Annotated in this window: 17 protein-coding genes; 7 read left to right on the top strand and 10 right to left on the bottom strand. The window is 49.1% G+C overall.

The window, feature by feature from the left end:
• Position 1: 1 nt before the first annotated feature.
• From sscA to spiC, 7 genes are all read right to left on the bottom strand, one after another.
• Positions 2–475, bottom strand: coding sequence for a SycD/LcrH family type III secretion system chaperone SscA (gene sscA, locus ACLJRU_RS00190; protein WP_000711028.1), 474 nt, complete (start codon positions 473–475; stop codon positions 2–4).
• Positions 472–1,062 (bottom strand): SPI-2 type III secretion system translocon protein SseB, encoded by a 591-nt coding sequence (gene sseB, locus ACLJRU_RS00185; protein ID WP_001539912.1) that lies wholly within the window; start codon positions 1,060–1,062, stop codon positions 472–474. Before sseB ends, sscA begins: the two co-directional genes overlap by 4 nt.
• Positions 1,063–1,068: 6 nt before the next feature.
• Complete coding sequence (gene sseA / locus ACLJRU_RS00180) at positions 1,069–1,395, bottom strand: SPI-2 type III secretion system chaperone SseA (protein WP_000972855.1); 327 nt, start codon at positions 1,393–1,395, stop codon at positions 1,069–1,071.
• A 208-nt stretch (positions 1,396–1,603) separates the two neighbouring features.
• A complete protein-coding gene (gene ssaE / locus ACLJRU_RS00175) occupies positions 1,604–1,846 on the bottom strand; it encodes a YscE family type III secretion system co-chaperone SsaE (RefSeq protein ID WP_000210203.1) in 243 nt (80 codons plus the stop codon).
• Positions 1,847–1,853: 7 nt separating this feature from the next.
• Positions 1,854–3,065, bottom strand: coding sequence for a SctD family type III secretion system inner membrane ring subunit SsaD (gene ssaD / locus ACLJRU_RS00170; RefSeq protein ID WP_000323784.1), 1,212 nt, complete (start codon positions 3,063–3,065; stop codon positions 1,854–1,856).
• A complete protein-coding gene (gene spiA / locus ACLJRU_RS00165; protein ID WP_000261292.1) occupies positions 3,046–4,539 on the bottom strand; it encodes an SPI-2 type III secretion system protein SpiA in 1,494 nt (497 codons plus the stop codon). Before spiA ends, ssaD begins: the two co-directional genes overlap by 20 nt.
• 1 nt (position 4,540) lies before the next feature.
• Positions 4,541–4,942 (bottom strand): SPI-2 type III secretion system protein SpiC, encoded by a 402-nt coding sequence (gene spiC / locus ACLJRU_RS00160; RefSeq protein WP_001539910.1) that lies wholly within the window; start codon positions 4,940–4,942, stop codon positions 4,541–4,543.
• Between the two features lie 400 nt (positions 4,943–5,342).
• Here spiC and ACLJRU_RS00155 point away from each other — a divergent pair, with 400 nt between their 5' ends.
• The 4 genes from ACLJRU_RS00155 (at position 5,343) to mlrB (ending at position 10,812) form a co-directional block, all read left to right on the top strand.
• Positions 5,343–8,105 carry a two component system sensor kinase gene (locus ACLJRU_RS00155; protein ID WP_023234919.1) on the top strand — a complete coding sequence of 921 codons (2,763 nt, stop codon included), beginning with the start codon at positions 5,343–5,345 and terminating at the stop codon, positions 8,103–8,105.
• 30 nt (positions 8,106–8,135) lie between these two features.
• Entirely contained in the window at positions 8,136–8,774 is a 639-nt protein-coding gene (locus ACLJRU_RS00150; protein WP_000666334.1) for a two component system response regulator, read from the top strand.
• 178 nt (positions 8,775–8,952) lie between these two features.
• Complete coding sequence (locus ACLJRU_RS00145; protein ID WP_001539907.1) at positions 8,953–9,681, top strand: MerR family transcriptional regulator; 729 nt, start codon at positions 8,953–8,955, stop codon at positions 9,679–9,681.
• 171 nt (positions 9,682–9,852) lie between these two features.
• Entirely contained in the window at positions 9,853–10,812 is a 960-nt protein-coding gene (gene mlrB / locus ACLJRU_RS00140) for a transcriptional regulator MlrB (RefSeq protein WP_001539905.1), read from the top strand.
• Between the two features lie 95 nt (positions 10,813–10,907).
• Here the strand turns inward: mlrB and fumD are convergent, their stop codons facing one another.
• The 3 genes from fumD to ttrS form a co-directional block, all read right to left on the bottom strand.
• Complete coding sequence (gene fumD, locus ACLJRU_RS00135) at positions 10,908–11,120, bottom strand: fumarate hydratase FumD (protein WP_000165779.1); 213 nt, start codon at positions 11,118–11,120, stop codon at positions 10,908–10,910.
• Between the two features lie 97 nt (positions 11,121–11,217).
• Entirely contained in the window at positions 11,218–11,838 is a 621-nt protein-coding gene (gene ttrR / locus ACLJRU_RS00130; RefSeq protein ID WP_187790626.1) for a tetrathionate respiration response regulator TtrR, read from the bottom strand.
• Positions 11,813–13,591, bottom strand: a complete 1,779-nt coding sequence (gene ttrS, locus ACLJRU_RS00125; RefSeq protein ID WP_077916181.1) for a tetrathionate respiration histidine kinase TtrS — start codon at positions 13,589–13,591, stop codon at positions 11,813–11,815. Before ttrS ends, ttrR begins: the two co-directional genes overlap by 26 nt.
• A gap of 181 nt (positions 13,592–13,772) precedes the next feature.
• Between ttrS and ttrB the strand changes: the two genes are divergently transcribed.
• From ttrB to ttrA, 3 genes are read left to right on the top strand one after another with little or no spacing between them, the layout of a single operon-like run.
• On the top strand, positions 13,773–14,507 hold the full coding sequence (gene ttrB / locus ACLJRU_RS00120; RefSeq protein ID WP_001523928.1) for a tetrathionate reductase subunit TtrB: 735 nt from the start codon (positions 13,773–13,775) through the stop codon (positions 14,505–14,507).
• Positions 14,508–15,530, top strand: coding sequence for a tetrathionate reductase subunit TtrC (gene ttrC, locus ACLJRU_RS00115; protein ID WP_000149757.1), 1,023 nt, complete (start codon positions 14,508–14,510; stop codon positions 15,528–15,530).
• Positions 15,523–18,585 carry a tetrathionate reductase subunit TtrA gene (ttrA, locus tag ACLJRU_RS00110; RefSeq protein WP_001539902.1) on the top strand — a complete coding sequence of 1,021 codons (3,063 nt, stop codon included), beginning with the start codon at positions 15,523–15,525 and terminating at the stop codon, positions 18,583–18,585. Before ttrC ends, ttrA begins: the two co-directional genes overlap by 8 nt.
• Positions 18,586–18,674: the final 89 nt, after the last annotated feature.

The following is an 18,674-nucleotide window of genomic DNA, read 5'->3' as shown; positions in this document are numbered from 1 at the left end:
TTTAGCTCCTGTCAGAAAGTTGCTGTAACATCTTTTCTGCACGCAGTCTGAGAATTTGATGTTCACTGACCTCGCCGCAAATACGCACCACGGCCTTTAACGCTTTGATTGCATAACAGACGTTATCACACGCGAGATAGCATTCCGCTGCGGCCCATGGCGCCTGCGGTGCATCAATCTTAATTTGTGCCGCGCGTCCATAAGCGTATATCGCTTCCCCCCAATGTTTTTGAGCCTGGCAGCATTCCCCTAACCGAAACCAGTAGTCAAATGACCAGGCATCATATATCGTCAGCAATTGAAAAAGTCGCGCTGCGCCGGCGAATTCTTTTACCTCCATAAGCTGCGTGGCATAGCGATACAGAGTATTAAGCGGCTGTGTAACATCGTCATCCAACAACATACGCAGCGAGCCGCCACGCCGGAAAAATCGCATCGTGTCATGTGCCTGTTGTAGGGTCGGGTCTTTTTTCATGAGTACGTTTTCTGCGCTATCATACTGGAAATTTCCCCCCACTTACTGATAAGCCCTGTCAGTTGGGTAAGGACAGCGTTAAGCTCCTGAGACATTTTTTGAATTGTTATCTGCCCCTGACTCATAAGATCGGTATTCCGGTTGGCGTCATTATCCAAAGCCGCTTTGACCGCCTGTAGACCACCTTTATCCAGCTTCCCATGATCGCCATATTTAGCCATATATTCATCAATGGTCATACCATCGATGAGAATACCATTATCGCGCATGTATTTAATTACGTCATCAGGCACCTCCTCTTTGGTTTTAGCATCCCCTTTGGCTGCTTTAGCAATCACCTCATCCATCTCATTTGACTTTTCCTGGGTATTTCTGGCACGTTCAGCGTTCTTCTGGACTTCAATAAATTTATCGTTTGCAATAGCCTGAATAACCATAAGGAGAATAAGCAAAACACCATACCCTTCGGCAAACGGATTTTGCTGGGATAAGTCATCCTGCCCCCCGGTATCAGTGTTGCTAACGCCGAAGCTATTTTTAAACACAATAGGGTTTTGACTTCCCCATAAGATGTTTCCTGAAGACATTATGCTTTACCTTTTTGTTTTTCCTGACGGTATCTCCACCGGGGCTTGAGCATTAAGTTGTTTCAGTCGTACTTCAAGTTGTTTAAACAAACTTACTATTTTCTTTAAATCCTTCTCGGCCTCCTGGTTAACCCCGGCAACGCCTTGTGGAAATAGGTTATGAAGAATACTCTCTGTCTCTCTGCTCTTTTTGGGGCTCTCTGCCCTTTCAGCAAGCTGTTGACTCACCTTAGCCCGGATTTGGTGAAATTTTTTAAGACAGTGATTTAGCTGCATGTAACTTTGCTCTAAATCACGATATTCACTAAACGCAGCCTTTTTCTTTATCATCATCATCATTCCCCTCCATATACACGATAGATAATTAACGTGCTAACTAAGAGCCTATCCCATTAGGGCTATTTTACTTGCCATTTTGGACCTGGGCAATGCTCAAAATCCTCACGTACTACGTGTACGCTCCGGTTTTTGCGCGCTATCCGTGTCCAGGCTGGCTGCGCCAATTAACGCCTGGTGGGATAGGCTCTAAGATATTTTTACTTTACTCTTGCTCACTCACTACAAGTGCGCTGTTATGGTAACGATAATAAATAATTTTGATGATATTTTCGGCCTGCTCGATCGCTTCAAGCAATAAGGTGTTTTGCTGATATTGCTGCGGATCCTGTAACCTACCGTTGTTCTCTTCTAACTGTTTCCGGGCAGCCCTTAATTGTAAAATTATGCCTTTGGCCTCTTCACGCGAATGAAGCAGCAAATCTTCTAACCGGGTCAGAGTTGTCATTTTCCACTCACTTAAAATCTAATGGATAGTTAATCAAAGTATCATTATGTTTAATCGTTACCACATCGGCACTCAGATGGACAATTTCTCCCCCATTGGGTAACAATGCCCCTACACGTAAACGCTCTTTATTCGTCAGTAATAAGTAATTACCATGGCGACTCTGTACAAAGCCAGCCACTGGCGCAGGCAGATACTTGCTTTCATCATGAGAAGGCGCAATATCCTGATAAATTAAAGAAAGAGCGGGGTCCTTTTTCTTTAATGCTGCTAACGTTTCTTGCAAAATGCGTTGATGAGATTCATCCAGTACACCACTGATAACAAAAGAGCGCCGCATTGGCGTAACATTGACAAGCCCCACTAAACCGTTCTCTATTATCGCAGAAATAATATCATCCCCCTGAGACTGATGAGAATGACTAATCTGCCAGTGCAATAACCCGGGAATATCTGCAAGTAATGGTTGAACCTTACGCCATTGCTGATCCATTTGTATATCATCATGAATTAACACGCTCCCCGGCCCTTCGCTGGATACTTCAGCATGCGGGTAACCCATTTTTATCAAAACATCCTGCACTTCTCGTATCAATAAGTCATCACAGATTACACCATCCCGATACATGACCCCCCATGATTCGAGAGTCGCTCTCACCTTTTGCATCTGTTCGCTTGACGAGCAATAACCGGACAACTGCAGGCTTCCATCTTCTTTCCATTGCGCCCGCACATAATGAATATTGCTTTTGTCTAATAAAAACTTAACCCGCAAAGGTAAGTCATTTACCGTTTCAGGCTGACCACTAATACTTAACAGGACACCCATTCCACCGATGAAAATCAAGAATACGCCAGCCAACCACCAGTACCCTGATCTGGAAACGGGTATTTGATAATCAGCAAGTTCACAATCCTGTTTACCAAACGCGATAGCCACTCCCGCAACCTGCAAAACCCCACTGGATGGTAGCGGCTTATTTGGATTAAATCTGCGGCCATTAACTCTAACTCTGGCTTTCCCGGCATCAACAAATAAACTATCTGCCTGTTCTCTCAGAATAATTTTTTCATTTATAGCCAGCGGAATACAAATATCGCATCCCTTCTCCCCCAGTGACAGGTTACCTTCATTCAGCCATACTTCCCGGCCTTGTAAAACGTGACCTAAAAAACGTATTTTCCAGGAACTCTTTGGATTAACCATGAGATATGCCATTATTTACTACTGAGGCTTTAATCAAAAAAAGCCTGATTACACTATGTACTTGAGTCGTATCATTGCGAAACAAATGACCTACGACAGGGATATCGCCCAATAAAGGGATTTTGTTTTGCGAGTGGATTTGTTTACCTTGTTTAAACCCTCCCAGCAATAGACTTTGTCCGGCCAATAATGTGGCTTGCGAAGCAATTTCAGAATTTTGCACTTCGGGTAGCGGATCTGTTTCGCTTTGCGTATCACTTTGTTGTCCATCCTGAATATTAAGATTAAGCATTATTTTTTGCGTGCCATTGTCATTTAACAAGCGAGGTGTAACGCGCAACAAAGAACCCGTAGTGATGGATTCAAGTTTAGCCACTTTTTCTCCCTGCAGTTTGGTATAGAAAGTAATATTTTTATCCAGCACAGCCTGGATATTATTTAAAGTCACCACAGATGGTTGGGAAAGTACATAAGCCTGAGAGCTTTTTTCCAGGGCATTCAAACGCACCATAAAGTTTGAGGTATCGCTGATTACCGTTGAAAAACCGCTAGCACCACCGTCATTCAAACCTGTATTGAACGCAATTTTCTTGCCACCCAGCGACACTGCCGTTCCCCAGTCGATGCCTAACTGGTTAATATCTCCAGCATTAACATCGATAATTTTCACCGAAATCTCTATCATCTGCTGGCGTTGATCTAATTCTGTGATGAGTTTCCGATACCCGGCCATATTGGCCGCATAATCACGAACGATCACTGCATTCTGGCGTGGGTCGGCAGCAAACATGGGCAATGCCTGTGTAGCGGGTGAACCATTGGTCGTCGATGACGCCGGTACGCTGGTTTTACTCATCTCACGCAATACACTCACGACCCCTGGAACCACGACGGACTGATCGCGATATTGGTATTGGGTATCCATCGCAGTGGCATACTTAAGCGTGTATATACTTACACTCACCGCACTGTCTTTTCGTTTGATTAACGCATTATCCAGCACTGAAGCTAATTGACTAATACGAGTCAGACAGCTGGGAACACCGCTCACCTCCACAGCTCTGGTACCGGTAATTTCTTTAACCTCGCATCCCGGTGATGAAAGGATATTCTGGCTGCGTAAGTAATGAATGAACCGTCCAGTAGATAAAATATTGAAAGTGATAACCTGATGTTTTAATAACGATGCAGGATATACATATAACATGCTGCCATCAAACCAGGTTAGCAAATCATATTGTGCTGCCAGGTTATTCAAAATATCGACCGGTGGTCCAGGCGGAATTTTTCCACTAAATGTAGCTGTTATCAATGGGCTAATAGTAATAGCTGTATCATAGTTCTCTGAGAGCAGATGTAAAACCTCTGCTAATGGCATTTGTCTGGCATAAAGGGTGAAGTCATTACCTTTCCATGATAACTCATCACTCTTTACTGTATTGAGTATAAATAGTAAAATTAAGATTAAACGTTTATTTACTACCATTTTATACCCCACCCGAATAAAGTTTATGGTGATTGCGTATTACATTTTTTAAAATGCAAGCTAAAGCCAGGTGTTTTTCTATCTCAATAGCAATAAGCTCAGAGCTACTACTTGTGGTATAATAACCGTTTAACCATCCCCCATCCGCTGTGAGCTGTATAGCATAATCATGGACGTCCGGGTGTGCTGCAAGCAGTAGTGTCACATAGGCAAGACAAGGCTTAGGTAAGCTTTCCAGGTCATTTAAGAACAAAGAAATAGAAAATGCTTCTGAGAAAATTTCTCCTCTGGCAGGATGCCCATCAATAGTCATTATCCAGGATCGGCTATTACCTTCGGCCCTGATATCCTGAATTAATGGAATGCCTTTTAAAACTGCCAGCATGAATCCCTCCTCAGACATAAATGGGAGTTTCTATCAAATTCGCTCACAACCACATCCGTAAAAAGCCTGATTCACATTTATTTCGACTATACTCTTCTTGTACAATATCAGGATGCTGTCTACATATACCTTGTCACAGGCGATTCTATCATTCGGATTTTCCGATAAATTCACAATTACACTTTCAGTATTGACATAAAAAATTACAATTTGAAAAATTATTTATTAAATAAACTGTTACGATGTTTTTACATCGCTATCTTATTAAAAAGTAATTGTAGTCATCGACTGGGTTATATATGAAGAAATTTATCTTCCTAATGATAACACTATCGATTAATCTTCTGATGAAACTATATGTACTGCGATAGTGATCAAGTGCCAAAGATTTTGCAACAGGCAACTGGAGGGAAGCATTATGAATTTGCTCAATCTCAAGAATACGCTGCAAACATCTTTAGTAATCAGGCTAACTTATTTATTTTTATTAACAACAATAATTATTTGGCTGCTATCTGTGCTTACCGCAGCTTATATATCAATGGTTCAGAAACGGCAGCATATAATAGAGGATTTATCCGTTCTATCCGAGATGAATATTGTACTAAGCAATCAACGGTTTGAAGAAGCTGAACGTGACGCTAAAAATTTAATGTATCAATGCTCATTAGCGACTGAGATTCATCATAACGATATTTTCCCTGAGGTGAGCCGGCATCTATCTGTCGGTCCTTCAAATTGCACGCCGACGCTAAACGGAGAGAAGCACCGTCTCTTTCTGCAGTCCTCTGATATCGATGAAAAAAGCTTTCGTCGCGATAGTTTTATTCTTAATCATAAAAATGAGATTTCGTTATTATCTACTGATAACCCTTCAGATTATTCAACTCTACAGCCTTTAACGCGAAAAAGCTTTCCTTTATACCCAACCCATGCCGGGTTTTACTGGAGTGAACCAGAATACATAAACGGCAAAGGATGGCACGCCTCCGTTGCGGTTGCCGATCAGCAAGGCGTATTTTTTGGGGTGACGGTTAAACTTCCCGATCTCATTACTAAGAGCCACCTACCATTAGATGATAGTATTCGAGTATGGCTGGATCAAAACAACCACTTATTGCCGTTTTCATACATCCCGCAAAAAATACGTACACAGTTAGAAAATGTAACGCTGCATGATGGATGGCAGCAAATTCCCGGATTTCTGATATTACGCACAACCTTGCATGGCCCCGGATGGAGTCTGGTTACGCTGTACCCATACGGTAATCTACATAATCGCATCTTAAAAATTATCCTTCAACAAATCCCCTTTACATTAACAGCATTGGTGTTGATGACGTCGGCTTTTTGCTGGTTACTACATCGCTCACTGGCCAAACCGTTATGGCGTTTTGTCGATGTCATTAATAAAACCGCAACTGCACCGCTGAGCACACGTTTACCAGCACAACGACTGGATGAATTAGATAGTATTGCCGGTGCTTTTAATCAACTGCTTGATACTCTACAAGTCCAATACGACAATCTGGAAAACAAAGTCGCAGAGCGCACCCAGGCGCTAAATGAAGCAAAAAAACGCGCTGAGCGAGCTAACAAACGTAAAAGCATTCATCTTACGGTAATAAGTCATGAGTTACGTACTCCGATGAATGGCGTACTCGGTGCGATTGAATTATTACAAACCACCCCTTTAAACATAGAGCAGCAAGGATTAGCTGATACCGCCAGAAATTGTACACTGTCTTTGTTAGCTATTATTAATAATCTGCTGGATTTTTCACGCATCGAGTCTGGTCATTTCACATTACATATGGAAGAAACAGCGTTACTACCGTTACTGGACCAGGCAATGCAAACCATCCAGGGGCCAGCGCAAAGCAAAAAACTGTCATTACGTACTTTTGTCGGTCAACATGTCCCTCTCTATTTTCATACCGACAGTATCCGTTTACGGCAAATTTTGGTTAATTTACTCGGGAATGCGGTAAAATTTACCGAAACCGGAGGGATACGTCTGACGGTCAAGCGTCATGAGGAACAATTAATATTTCTGGTTAGCGATAGCGGTAAAGGGATTGAAATACAGCAGCAGTCTCAAATCTTTACTGCTTTTTATCAAGCAGACACAAATTCGCAAGGTACAGGAATTGGACTGACTATTGCGTCAAGCCTGGCTAAAATGATGGGCGGTAATCTGACACTAAAAAGTGTCCCCGGGGTTGGAACCTGTGTCTCGCTAGTATTACCCTTACAAGAATACCAGCCGCCTCAACCAATTAAAGGGACACTATCAGCGCCGTTCTGCCTGCATCGGCAACTGGCTTGCTGGGGAATACGCGGCGAACCACCGCACCAGCAAAATGCGCTTCTCAACGCAGAGCTTTTGTATTTCCCCGGAAAACTCTACGACCTGGCGCAACAGTTAATATTGTGTACACCAAATATACCAGTAATAAATAATTTGTTACCTCCCTGGCAGTTGCAGATTCTTTTGGTTGATGATGCCGATATTAATCGGGATATCATCAGCAAAATGCTTGTCAGCCTGGGACAACACGTCACTATTGCCGCCAGTAGTAACGAGGCTCTGACTTTATCACAACAGCAGCGATTCGATTTAGTACTGATTGACATTAGAATGCCAGAAATAGATGGTATTGAATGTGTACAATTATGGCATGATGAGCCGAATAATTTAGATCCTGACTGCATGTTTGTGGCGCTATCCGCTAGCGTAGCGACAGAAGATATTCATCGTTGTAAAAAAAATGGGATTCATCATTACATTACCAAACCAGTGACATTGGCTACCTTAGCTCGCTATATCAGTATTGCCGCAGAATACCAACTTTTACGAAATATAGAGCTACAGGAGCAGGATCCGAGTCGCTGCTCAGCGCTACTGGCGACAGATGATATGGTCATTAATAGCAAGATTTTCCAATCACTGGACCTCTTGCTGGCTGATATTGAAAATGCCGTATCGGCTGGACAAAAAATCGATCAGTTAATTCACACATTAAAAGGCTGTTTAGGTCAAATAGGGCAGACTGAATTGGTATGCTATGTCATAGACATTGAGAATCGCGTAAAAATGGGGAAAATCATCGCGCTGGAGGAACTAACCGACTTACGCCAGAGAATACGTATGATCTTCAAAAACTACACCATTACTTAATATTATCTTAATTTTCGCGAGGGCAGCAAAATGAAAGAATATAAGATCTTATTAGTAGACGATCATGAAATCATCATTAACGGCATTATGAATGCCTTATTACCCTGGCCTCATTTTAAAATTGTAGAGCATGTTAAAAATGGTCTTGAGGTTTATAATGCCTGTTGCGCATACGAGCCTGACATACTTATCCTTGATCTTAGCTTACCTGGCATCAATGGCCTGGATATCATTCCTCAATTACATCAGCGTTGGCCAGCAATGAATATTCTGGTTTACACAGCATACCAACAAGAGTATATGACCATTAAAACTTTAGCCGCAGGTGCTAATGGCTATGTTTTAAAAAGCAGTAGTCAGCAAGTTCTGTTAGCGGCATTGCAAACAGTAGCAGTAAACAAGCGTTACATTGACCCGACGTTGAATCGGGAAGCTATCCTGGCTGAATTAAAGGCTGACACGACCAATCATCAACTGCTTACTTTGCGCGAGCGTCAGGTTCTTAAACTTATTGACGAGGGGTATACCAATCATGGGATCAGCGAAAAGCTACATATCAGTATAAAAACCGTCGAAACACATCGGATGAATATGATGAGAAAGCTACAGGTTCATAAAGTGACAGAGTTACTTAACTGTGCCCGAAGAATGAGGTTAATAGAGTATTAACCAGGGGCGTCCGATGGTATTAAGCATTGGTCATATTTTGATGAGCCTTACGCCACGCAGTATTGCTCATCATCGACAAAATCCATACGGATGCCCTGGTATGCCGCACCATTTATCACTACCTTAGTCTTCATTTGATCATGATATAGTAGAATCCCCTTATTTAACGGGCTTTACCATGTCGTATTCTATCGGCGAATTTGCCAGACTATGCGGTATCAATGCCGCCACGCTAAGGGCATGGCAGCGACGCTATGGTTTATTGAAACCGCAGCGTACTGATGGCGGACATCGCTTATACAGCGATGACGATATTCGACAAGCGCTTAGCATTCTCGACTGGGTGAGAAAAGGCGTACCGATAAGCCAGGTCAAACCCCTACTGTCGCGTCCGGTCATTCGCCTGGGCGATAACTGGATAACGATCCAGGAGACGATGCTTCAACATCTCCACGAAGGGCGAATTGACGCGCTGCGGCAGTTGATTTATGACTGTGGCCGGGAATATCCCCGCGCAGAACTGGTGACCCATTTATTGCGTCCGTTGCGCAGCAAAGTGTCAGCGCATCTTCCCGCCGTGATGACGCTGCGCGAAATACTGGATGGCATCATTATTGCTTACACCTCTTTTTGCCTTGAAGGCGACAGAAAAGCGCCTAGCAACAATGCCTTTATTAGCGGATGGCATCTCTCGGATCAGTGTGAAATCTGGCTGGAAGCGTTGACTCGTACCGGACAAAAGCTGCGGCTCAATGTGCTTCCCTCTCCACCAGCCGTGCTGGCGCCCGAGCTGTTCGCCCAGAGAAAATGGTTCCTGGTGACCACCGGCAAGCTCACTGCCGGGCAGAAAAAACAGCTTGCCCAGTGGCGCAACGTGGTCGCTTCGCTGGAGGTTATCACACTATAAGCGCTGAAATAGATTTCTTCCCCTCATTCTATCTTATTGATATTTAATTACGTCAAAAAAATCTCCGCGAAAACTTAGACAAAAAAACAAAGTTGTGTAAGTTTTAAATAAGCGTGAGATAACATTTTGCGCCATTGGCGTCAGTCGTCGTACTTTCAATAAGGGGGAATCATGAATAACAAACCCGTAGTCGGCATTAGCGGATGTCTGACTGGCGCCACGGTACGCTTTGATGGCGGACATAAGCGTATGGATTTTGTCATGAACTCTCTGGCGCCGTGGGTGGACTACAAACCGATCTGCCCGGAGGTGGCGATCGGCCTGCCCGTGCCTCGCCCTGCGCTGCGTCTTATCCAGACGACCTGTGGCGACATTCGGATGCGCTATAGCCATGCCCCGCACGATGACGTCACCGAGCGAATGAATGCCTTTGCCGATCGGTTTCTGCCAACAATAGGCGAACTGGCGGGGTTTATTGTGTGTGCAAAATCGCCCAGTTGCGGAATGGAGCGCGTTCGCCTGTATGATGAAAAGGGTAACAGGGGCCGCAAAGCTGGCACGGGGCTGTTTACCGCCGCGATGATGGACAAATATCCCTGGCTGCCGATAGAGGAAGATGGTCGCCTGCACGATCCGATACTACGCGAGAATTTCATCGCACGTATCTTCGCGCTACATGAATTAAATGCGCTACGCGCGCAGGGCTTGAGTCGTCACAGTTTGCTCGCGTTTCATAGCCGATACAAACTTCAGCTTCTCGCCCACCACCAGGCCGGCTACCGCGAAATTGGCCCTTTCGTCGCGCGTCTGCATGAGTGGGACGATCTGGATGCCTTCTTTGTCCGATACAGAGAAAAACTGATGGCTATCCTGCGCCACCCCGCTTCACGTAAAAATCACACCAATGTGCTGATGCATATCCAGGGCTATTTTCACCGCGCGTTGAACAGCAGGCAACGCGCGGAATTACGCGAGGTGATTCTCGGCTACCGGGCGGGCCGACTACCTATCCTGGCACCGTTAACGCTGCTGAAGCACTATCTGGCGGAACATCCGGATGACTATCTACGCAGCCAGAATTATTTTGAGCCGTACCCTGATACATTAGGGCTGCGCTTAGCTATCACCTGATAACCCTGCGCATCGCTAACGGCGGGTAACCAGCCCGCCATGGTGACAATCGCGACAATTCAAAGGCGATTTCGTTATTGCCACCCTGATAGCGGCTATGACCGCGCCAGAGCGTTAATCACGGTTTCCATAGCCTGTTTTTCTAACGCGCTACGTTGGATGCGTTGATTCGCCAGCGCGGTTCTTAACACGCCCGCAATAACAATATATTTAGGCTCCTGCCCCAGATCGCGCATTTCCAGCACGACCTTGCCCACCACCCGGCACATCTCGCGGTACAGTTCGTCATCTTTTGTCGGTTTTGTCATACGTTTTACTCGTCGCCAGCTCAAACCAACAGAATATAACAGTCTTCTCAATTAAACAAAATTTGATGCAAATCAAAGAAATAACGCAGTTTATTATTCATGGCTCATACGTTGTTCGTATTCTGGTCTCTGGCGAGGCCATTTTTTCGAAACGCCTAATCAGTTCCGCCAGGCTACCGGCCTGCATTTTTTCCATGACTCTGGCGCGGTGCAACTCTACGGTACGCACCGCGATATTCATCGCTTCCGCAATTTCACGGTTCATAAACCCTTTTGCCACCAGGCTGGCCAGCTCACGCTCTTTCGGCGTCAACTGCTGGTAACACAGTATAATCTCACGGCGCGCCACCGCTGCCGATGAAACCGTCAGCGCACGCTCCAGCGCCGCCTGTAGCGGTTTTACCGATACCGGTTTTTGCAGAAAATCGACGGCGCCGCGTTTCATCTGCTCCACGGCCATCGGTACATCGCCATGCCCGGTAAGAAAAACAACCGCCAGGGTACTTCCGCACTGGCGCAACGCATCATGAACGCCCTGCCCATCCAGTACCGGCATTCGCATATCCAGTAATACGACCCCGGCCTGATACAGACTAGCCTGCGCCAAAAAATCCGCCCCCTGCGTCCAGCATTTTACGTCATATCCCAGACTTTCCAGTAAAAACGCGCACGCGTTAGTGACCGCCGTATCATCATCCAGTAGATGAATTGTCGCCATCCCTGCCCCCATTTTCATGTAAGAAATGTATCGTGACCACCGTTCCCGACAGACCGTCCGGCGCGGTCTGGTTCCTGATACTGATATCGCCCCGCCCATACCGCACCAGCCGCTGGCAAATCGCCAGCCCTAAGCCCATCCCCTCTTTGCGGGTGGTCATAAACGGCTGAAACGCCTGACGTAATAGCGCCTCGTCGATTCCCCCGGCGTTATCCTGTAAAACGATGCTGATGCCGTTTTCAGTGCGTTCAGCAACGATCCATAAATGGGTGGCGCCCGCCTGAGCCGCATTAAGAATGATATTCGCCAGCACCTGTTCCAGCAGCACTGACGGCAGCGTTACGCGCAGCGCAGCGCTAACCTCGGTATGCAGAGTCACTGTCGGAAACTGTTGCTCCATACGCAACAATTGCCAGACATGATCAATCGCCTCGCGAATGGCTATGGCCTTCCACGCTTCGGTTAGCACCGGGTTGCCCTGCGCCTGGCTGACCCAGTGACGCAGGTTACGCAGAGTATCCGCACCGCGCTGCGCCTGCTGGTCAATCTGCTCCAGCGCCGGCAGCAAGGGATGCTGTTCATCTGCAGCGCGCAGTCGAATCAGGCACCCCTGAGCGTAATGTCGAATCGCGGAAAGCGGCTGATTAAGCTCATGGGCAAACCCGGAGGTCATTTCACCCAACACGCTCATTTGCCGGGCGGTTTCCAGCGCCCGCTCATGCTGATGAAGGACTACGCTATTACGTTCCAGTTGCTTTCCACGTCGACGCACCAGCAGCATGACCCAAATATAATTGAGCGTGAGCAACAGGAACGCCAAAATCACGCCGCCGACCATTAGCTGGTGCTGGATTAACCAACTTTTGACATCCAGCCACAGTCGACGCTGCTGAGGGTGCTGACGAACATCACGCAGCAACGCTTCCACCTGACTGGTCGACGCTGGCGCGCCCCAGTGAAATGACGCGGCGGCGGGCGCATTGAATAGCGCTCGCGTTACGCGATCCGCCAGCGCATCGCTTACCGCAGGTAGCGCCGCGAACGACCAGTCAGGATATAACGGCGTACTGGTTAAGCAAGGCAGGGGCGTCGGTCGGGAAAGCAGCGCGATAAAGTCCTTTTTATTAATCAATCCTTCCTGATCCATATTTTCTAACAGGCACACTGGCACAATTGCCGCCTGCACCGCTTTTTCGCGCAGCATATAGACTAAGGCATCGCCAGGAAATCCGGTAAAACGGAGATGAAAATCGCGCTCCGGGCGTAAGCCCGCGTCGCTGAGCGCTTTATAGCCTAATAAATAGCCGCCAAACGCCTGAGCATCAATCGCGCCGACGGTCTTACCGATGAGATCATGCGCCGTGGTGATGCCGCTATCGCGTCGGGTCAAAATCACGCTGCCAATAACATTACTCACTGCTTTCCCATCGCGCGTGGAGCGCAGGGAGGCTAACCAGCGCAGCGGCGCATGGCTGCTCAGTTGGACAAATTGCGCCGGGTTGGTTATCACAAACTGCACGGTTCCCTGGTTAACAGCCTCCTGCATTTGATGCAGATCCAGCGGCTGGATGTGAAAGGTTTCGCCTGGAAGCTGTTGGCTTAATGTCTTTGCCAACGGTTGCCAGTGGCTACGCGTAGACGCCTCGCCGCGCATGGCCAAAATACCGATATTCCACGTCCCTGCCCACGCGCCATGACAAAGTAGCCCTACTGCCGCCAACACTGCCAGGCGCCTTACGGTTTTACCTCTCACCCTAATATCCCTGTCAATTATGTTGTTTTAGATCAACAACAAGCCGGGTATGTGGTTAACCACAATAGAGCGCACCCCGCCTCGATTTTTACACTGTAAATCATCGACATTTTTTATTCATTACACATGAACCAACATCGTGACAAATGTTTCATTGTTGGCAATGTGGACGGGAGTCAATATGGACAGCAGTAAACGGCAATTTCTCCAGCAGCTTGGCGTCCTGACCGCTGGCGCCTCGCTGGTTCCGCTGGCTGAAGCGAAATTTCCTTTTTCGCCGGAGCGGCATGAAGGCTCTCCCCGACACCGTTACGCCATGCTTATTGACCTGCGGCGTTGTATCGGCTGTCAGTCCTGTACCGTAAGTTGCACTATTGAAAACCAAACGCCGCAAGGCGCGTTTCGTACGACGGTGAACCAATACCAGGTCCAGCGTGAAGGTAGTCAGGAAGTCACGAATGTGCTGTTGCCGCGTCTGTGCAACCATTGCGATAACCCCCCCTGTGTGCCGGTCTGCCCGGTACAAGCCACCTTTCAGCGGGAAGATGGCATTGTGGTGGTGGATAACAAACGCTGCGTCGGCTGCGCCTATTGTGTACAGGCGTGTCCTTACGACGCCCGATTTATCAATCATGAAACGCAAACTGCCGATAAATGCACGTTTTGCGTCCATCGTCTGGAAGCCGGGCTGTTACCCGCTTGCGTAGAGTCCTGCGTCGGCGGCGCGCGTATTATTGGCGATATCAAAGATCCCCATAGCCGCATCGCCACCATGCTTCATCAGCATCGCGACGCTATCAAGGTATTAAAGCCGGAAAACGGCACGTCGCCCCATGTTTTCTACCTGGGTCTGGACGACGCCTTTGTCACCCCATTAATGGGCCGTGCGCAGCCCGCGCTTTGGCAGGAGGTCTGAATGACGCATTCACTCATCATTGAAGAAGTGCTGGCTCACCCGCAGGACATTAGCTGGCTGCCGTGGGCGGTACAATATTTCTTTTTTATTGGCATTGCCGCCTGCGCCGCACTGTTTGCCTGTTATCTTCACTGGCGGAAAAAAGACGCCGCAACAGAAGAAAATCGGGCATTACTGATTGCCATTACCTGTGCGATTACCGCACCGCTGGCGCTGACGGCGGATCTGCACCAGACCGCCCGCGTCTGGCATTTCTATGCCTGGCCGACGCCCTGGTCGTGGATGCCCTGGGGAGCGTTATTCCTGCCGCTGTTTACCGGATTTCTCGCTCTGTGGTTCCTGGCGCAGCAGATTAAACGATTATTCAATAAAAGTTACAACGTAACTAAATGGTTGGCGTTAGCCAGCGCGCTTTGCGCGGTGGGCCTGTTGATTTATACCGGCCGCGAAGTCTCCGTTGTGCTGGCGCGCCCAATCTGGTTTAGCTACGCCTTCCCCGTGGCGATGTTTCTTAGCGCCTTACAGGCGTTCTTCGCGCTGATGATTGTCGCCGCCCGACGCGACTCGGTAAGGCTGCCAAAAATATTGTGGGGACAAATCTGGACGCTGGCGGCGCTGGGTCTGGTGGTGGCTATGTGGGTTAGCGGCGATACGCTTTCCGGCACGGCAATCCGTCAGTGGATTACCGTCGCCCTGTCAGCCAAATATTACGCTGTCGGCTGGCTAGCTCTGTGGGTATTCACGCTGCTGTTCTGTAGCCTGGCGCTACGTCATCCGTTATCGCAGCTAAGACGCGTCCTGCTGGTTCTGAGCGCGCTGGCGCTATGTTGGCTGATGCGCTGGACATTGTTGATTCAGGTACAAACCGTACCCAAGTTCAACGCGCAATTTAACCCTTACTCGTTACCAGGCGGAACGGATGGCTGGCTGGCTATTCTCGGCACCTTCGGCCTGTGGATAGCGCTACTGATTATTATTCGTGAAACGCTGAACGGACTCACCAGGAGATTACAACATGGCTAATTTAACCCGTCGTCAGTGGCTAAAAGTCGGTCTCGCCGTCGGTGGGATGGTCACTTTTGGTCTGAGCTACCGTGATGTGGCGAAACGCGCAATTGATGGCCTGTTAAACGGGACGTCCGGCAAGGTAACGCGCGACCGCATCTTTGGCAACGCGTTAATTCCGGAGGCGCAGGCGCAAACACACTGGCAGCAAAATCCACAACAAACCATCGCCATGACGCAATGCTTCGGCTGTTGGACACAGTGCGGTATCCGCGCCCGGGTTAATGCCGATGGCAAAGTGATACGCATCGCCGGCAATCCCTATCACCCCTTGTCGCAGGAACACCCGATTGACTCGTCCGTCCCTTTTAGCGAAGCCATGGAGCAACTGGCGGGAGAAAGCGGCCTTGACGCCCGCTCAACCGCCTGCGCGCGCGGCGCCACGCTGCTGGAAAGCCTGTACAGTCCGCTGCGACTGCTTGAACCGATGAAACGCGTGGGTAAACGCGGCGAAGGGAAATGGCAGCGCATCAGCTTTGAGCAGCTTATTGAAGAAGTCGTGGAAGGCGGCGATCTGTTTGGCGAAGGTCATGTGGACGGACTGCGCGCGATTCATGCGCCGGATACGCCAATTGACGCAAAGCACCCCAGTTTCGGGCCCAAAACCAATCAGTTACTGGTCACGAATACCAGCGACGAAGGCCGCGATGCGTTTCTGCGTCGTTTTGCGCTAAATAGCTTCGGCAGCAAGAATTTCGGCGCGCATGGCGCCTACTGTGGACTGGCTTACCGGGCCGGCTCCGGGGCATTGATGGGCGATCTGGATAAAAACCCGCATGTCAAACCCGACTGGGAAAACGTGGAGTTTGCGCTCTTTATGGGCACCTCCCCGGCACAGTCCGGCAATCCGTTTAAACGCCAGGCACGTCAGTTGGCGAGCGCCCGACTGCGTGAGAATTTTCAATACGTCGTGGTCGCCCCCGCCCTCCCCTTATCAACAGTGCTCGCCGATCCTCGCGGTCGCTGGCAACCGGTCATGCCCGGCAGCGATTCGGCGCTGGCAATGGGGATGATCCGCTGGATCATGGATAATGAACGTTATAATGCTGATTATCTGGCGATTCCCGGCGTACAGGCTATGCAGCAGGCCGGCGAGCAAAGTTGGACCAACGCCACGCACCTAGTCATTGCGGATGAACTGCCGACGCTTGCCGGACAACACCTGACGCTGCGCCATCTTACGCCCGATGGCGAAGAGCCCCCCGTCGTACTTAATACCGACGGCGAGTTGGTCGATGCGTCCACTTGCCGACAGGCACGGCTTTTCGTGACGCAGTACGTTACGCTCGCCGACGGCCAACGGGTCACGGTGAAGAGCGGGTTGCAACGCCTGAAAGAGGCGGCAGAAAAGCTCTCGTTGGCGCAATACAGCGAACAGTGCGGCGTACCGGAAGCGCAAATTATCGCGCTGGCGGAAACCTTTACCAGTCACGGACGTAAAGCCGCGGTCATCAGTCACGGCGGCATGATGGCCGGCAATGGGTTTTATAACGCCTGGTCGGTCATGATGCTTAACGCGCTGATCGGCAACCTCAGCTTGTCCGGCGGCGTCTTTGTCGGCGGCGGCAAATTCAACGGCGTTAGCGACGGCCCCCGCTACAACATGAACAGTTTTGCCGGAAAAGTGAAACCGTCCGGGTTAAGTATTGCCCGTAGCAAAACCGCTTATGAAGCATCGGAAGAATACCGCGACAAAATTGCCGGCGGGCAATCCCCTTATCCAGCCAAAGCGCCGTGGTATCCCTTTGTGGCAGGCCAGCTTACCGAACTGTTGACCTCCGCGCTCGAAGGCTATCCTTATCCGCTTAAAGTCTGGATTTCCAATATGAGCAACCCGTTTTACGGTGTTCCCGGTCTACGCGCCGTGGCAGAAGAAAAGCTAAAAGACCCTCGCCGACTGCCGCTCTTTATCGCGATTGACGCCTTTATGAATGAAACGACGGCGCTGGCGGATTACATTGTGCCGGATACGCACAATTTTGAGAGCTGGGGCTTTACGGCGCCCTGGGGCGGCGTAGCCAGTAAAGCCACTACCGCCCGCTGGCCGGTTGTCGCCCCCGCCACTCGCCGAACGGTGGACGGGCAACCTGTCTCAATGGAAGCATTTTGTATTGCGGTAGCAAAACGGCTCCATCTGCCCGGCTTCGGCGACCGGGCGATAACCGATCCGCAGGGCAATACTTTTCCACTGAACCGGGCGGAAGACTTCTATCTGCGCGTAGCCGCTAATATCGCCTTTATGGGCAAGACGCCGGTCGCGCTGGCAAATCAGGAAGATATTTCGCTTACCGGCGTCAGCCGCATTCTGCCAGCAATTCAGCACACGCTTAAAGCTGATGAGGTCGGTCGCGTGGCGTTTATCTACTCGCGTGGCGGCCGGTTTGCGCCCGAGGATAGCGGCTATACGGAGCAACGGTTAGGTAACGCGTGGAAAAAACCCTTACAGATCTGGAATGCAGATGTCGCCGCCCACCGTCACGCCATCACCGGGGAGCGTTTCAGCGGTTGCCCGGTCTGGTATCCGGCGCGTTTGTCAGATGGTCGTGCGATTGACGACCAGTTTCCCATTGGGCAATGGCCGCTGAAACTGATTTCATTTAAATCAAATACCATGTCCAGCTCAACAGCCGTCATCCCGCGCTTACACCATGTGAAGCCAGCAAACCTGGTGGCGCTGAATCCGCAAGACGGCGAGCGTTATGGACTGCAACATGGCGATCGGGTACGGATCATTACGCCGGGCGGTCAGGTCGTGGCGCAAATCAGTTTGTTAAATGGCGTGATGCCTGGCGTCATCGCCATCGAACACGGATATGGTCACCGCGAGATGGGTGCAACGCAGCACTCTCTGGATGGCGTGCCTATGCCGTATGATCCACAAATCAGGGCAGGCATAAATCTTAACGATCTGGGCTTTGCCGATCCGACAAGAACCATTACCAACACCTGGCTCGACTGGGTTTCCGGTGCGGCAGTACGTCAGGGGCTGCCGGCAAAAATCGAGCGTATATAACCCCAGGGCCGGAGAGCGATATCGTCTCATTTCGTCGAGGGTAGCGACTGATAAGCGAACGCTGTCCGGCTGCATATACTCACTGAATC

This window comes from Salmonella sp. SAL00653, assembly GCF_046552515.1.
Lineage (GTDB): Bacteria > Pseudomonadota > Gammaproteobacteria > Enterobacterales > Enterobacteriaceae > Salmonella > Salmonella enterica.
This window is presented reverse-complemented; position numbering and strand designations above follow the sequence as displayed.